The 3,161-nt window shown below is 72.3% G+C and carries 2 protein-coding genes and 2 pseudogenes; all 4 read right to left on the reverse strand.

Annotated elements, in window-relative coordinates; all coding sequences use genetic code 11:
• Window positions 1-408, reverse strand: a 408-nt coding sequence (locus JM949_RS34850) for a primosomal protein N' family DNA-binding protein (RefSeq protein WP_456320246.1), incomplete at its 3' end; no start/stop codon positions are given.
• On the reverse strand, window positions 405-1,598 hold the full coding sequence (metK, locus tag JM949_RS34855; protein WP_203152319.1) for a methionine adenosyltransferase: 1,194 nt from the start codon (window positions 1,596-1,598) through the stop codon (window positions 405-407). The genes metK and JM949_RS34850, both read right to left, overlap by 4 nt.
• A 78-nt stretch (window positions 1,599-1,676) precedes the next feature.
• Window positions 1,677-2,328: pseudogene (locus JM949_RS34860) on the reverse strand (phosphopantothenoylcysteine decarboxylase domain-containing protein); the annotation flags it as partial.
• Between the two features lie 285 nt (window positions 2,329-2,613).
• A pseudogene (locus JM949_RS34870) lies at window positions 2,614-3,161 on the reverse strand (DNA polymerase III subunit delta'); the annotation flags it as partial.

Consider the following 3,161-nt stretch of genomic DNA (forward strand, 5'->3'; position numbering starts at 1 on the left):
GCCGGGGTCGGACTGCTCGTCGCGGGTTCCTTGCTCCACCCGGGCGTGCCGGGGCGGCACGGCGAGCCGGAGCACGTCGGCGAGGCTGCCCGCGTAGCGGTCGGCGACCGCCCGGGCCAGCTGGGCGATCTCGGGCGCCAGCACGGCCTCCGGCGAGACCACCTTCTCCAGGTAGGCGAGGCGGCCGGTGTGCCCGGAGTCGTCGGCGCGCGACAGCAGCCAGCCGTCGACGAGCTGCCCGGCGAAGCGCACCTTCACCCGGGTGCCGGGCACCGCCACCTCGTCCAGCTCGGCCGGCACCAGGTAGTCGAACGGCCGGTCCAGGTGCGCGAGCGGAACATCGACGCAGACGCGCGCGACCGGCGACCCATCAGCGGGTCGCCGGTCGCTACGCCTGGTGGCGGTCAGGCTCCTGCGGCCGACTTGAGGTCGGCGGCCCGGTCGGTGCTCTCCCAGGTCAGGTCCGCCAGCTCCCGGCCGAAGTGGCCGTACGCGGCGGTCTGCTGGTAGATCGGGCGGAGCAGGTTGAGGTCGCGGATGATAGCGGCCGGACGCAGGTCGAACACCTCGGCGACGGCCTGCTCGATCGAGGGGACCGGCACCGTCTCGGTGCCGAACGTCTCGATGAACAGGCTCACCGGGTGCGCCTTGCCGATGGCGTAGGCGACCTGCGCCTCGCACCGCTCGGCCAGGCCGGCGGCCACCACGTTCTTGGCCACCCAGCGCATCGCGTACGCGGCCGAACGGTCCACCTTGGACGGGTCCTTGCCGGAGAACGCGCCGCCGCCGTGGCGGGCGTACCCGCCGTAGGTGTCAACGATGATCTTGCGGCCGGTCAGTCCGGCGTCGCCCATCGGGCCGCCGATCTCGAACCGGCCGGTCGGGTTGACCAGCAGCCGGTAGCCCTCGGTGTCCAGGCCGAGGCTCTCCAGCTCGGGGGCGATGACGTGATCACGCACGTCCGGGGTGAGCAGCGAGTCGAGCGAGATGTCCGCGGCGTGCTGGCTGGACACCACGACGGTGTTCAACCGGACCGGACGCAGCCCCTCGTACTCGATGGTGACCTGGGTCTTGCCGTCCGGCCGCAGGTAGGGGATCGTGCCGTCCTTGCGGACCCCGGAGAGGCGGCGGGCCAGCCGGTGGGCGAGTGCGATCGGCAGCGGCATCAGCTCGGGCGTCTCCGAGCAGGCGAAACCGAACATCATGCCCTGGTCGCCGGCGCCCTGCGCGTCCAGCGCGCTCTCCGACGCTCCGGTCCGCAGCTCGAAGGCGTTGTCCACGCCCTGGGCGATGTCCGCGGACTGCGCGCCGATCGAGACGCTGACCCCGCAGGAGGCCCCGTCGAAGCCCTTCTTCGACGAGTCGTAGCCGATGTCGAGGATGGTCCGACGGACAATCGTCGGAATATCGGCGTACGCCTTGGTGGTGACCTCACCGGCGATGTGCACCTGACCGGTGGTGATCATCGTCTCCACCGCCACGCGACTGTGCGGGTCCTCGGTGAGCAGCGCGTCGAGGATGCCATCGCTGATCTGGTCGGCGATCTTGTCCGGGTGGCCTTCCGTGACCGATTCGGACGTGAAGAGGCGGCGTGTCACGGCACTCCTAAACGGGTTGAGGTCGTTCTGCGGCAGTGTAATCACCACTGCGGTCGGTGAGGGGATCGGTCGCGACCTTTACCACCCATCAGGAACGCTCGGGCAGCCGCGCCACGACGAGATCCCAGACGGCGTCGGCGACCGCCTCCTTGGCCTGCTCCGGTAGCCGGGTGACAGCGCCGTCCGCGCCGATGACCGTCACGGTGTTGGTGTCCGCGCCGAAGACCTTGTCCACGCCGACCTCGTTGATCACGATGAGGTCGGCCCGCTTGCGGGCGAGTTTGGCCCGGCCGTTGGCCTCGGCGTCGCCGGTCTCGGCCGCGAACACCACAAGCAGCTGATCCGGTCGTTTGCGCTGGCCCAGCTCGGCCGCGATATCCGGGTTCGTGACCAGCTCGATGGTGGGCGCGACGCCGTCGTCCGACTTCTTGATTTTGCCGGGGGCGTACGTCGCGGGGCGGAAGTCGGCAGGCGCCGCCGCCATCACCACCGCGTCGGCCTCGATGGCGGCTTTCAGCGTCGCCTCCCGCAGCTCGGCGGTGGTGCCCACGCGGATCAGGTCGACGCCGGCCGGGTCGGGGAGGCCGACGTTGGCCGCCACCACTGTGACCCGGGCGCCCCGGGCGACCGCCGCGCGGGCGAACGCGTAACCCTGCTTGCCGGAGGAGCGGTTGCCGAGGAAGCGGACCGGGTCCAGTGGCTCGCGGGTGCCGCCGGCGGTGACCACCACCTCGACCAGGCCGTCCGGCGACCGGACGGTCACCTCGACGGTGGACACCGCCTGGTCGAACTCGGCCTGGAGTGACTCGATCCGGCGGTAGCGCCGCACCGCCTCCTCGATCCAGGCTTCGTCGATCTCCCCCCGCGGCATCGGCCGACTCCTCCCGGGTGATCCCTCACTCAGTGTGCTGTCACCGTCACCACGGCACACCGGACCGTACCGCACCGCAAACAGGCGTGTCGATGCCTGTGGATGACCGGTCCGGCGAGCGGGACCTCGGCCGGAACGTGCGGGTCAGCCCTTCCAGAGGGCGAGCATCATCGCCTCGACCGCGATCCGCGGCTTGACGTTCGCCTCGATCGCCGACCGGCAGGCGAGCACGGCCTCCAGCCGGCGCAGCGCCCCCTCGGCGTCCCACTTCTGCGCGCCGGCACCGGCCAGGGCGGCGGTGTCGGTGTGCACCGGGGCGACGGGCGCGCGCAGCGCCATGGTCAGCGCGTCCCGGTAGAAGCCCGCCAGGTCGACGAGCGCCCGGTCCAGCGCGTCCCGCTGGGCCCGGGTGGCCCGGGACTTCTGCCGTTTCTCCAGCTCCTTGAGCTGCCCCGGCGGCCCCCCGGATCGCGCCGGCCGCGCCGCGACCGGTGCGCCCGCGCCGAGCGCGGTCTCCAGTGCCGCCCGCTCGGCGGTGTCGGCCTCGGCAACCGACGCCTCGGCTTCCGCCTCGGCCGCCTCGATCAGCGCGGACGCCGCGTCGAACGCCGCACCCACGCCGGTCAATCGGCGTGGCACCGCCAGCACCGCCTCGCGCCGCTTGCGGGCCTCCGGGTCGCGGGCCAACCGGC

The sequence above is a fragment of the Micromonospora tarensis genome, from assembly GCF_016803395.1.
GTDB classification, from domain to species: domain Bacteria; phylum Actinomycetota; class Actinomycetes; order Mycobacteriales; family Micromonosporaceae; genus Micromonospora; species Micromonospora tarensis.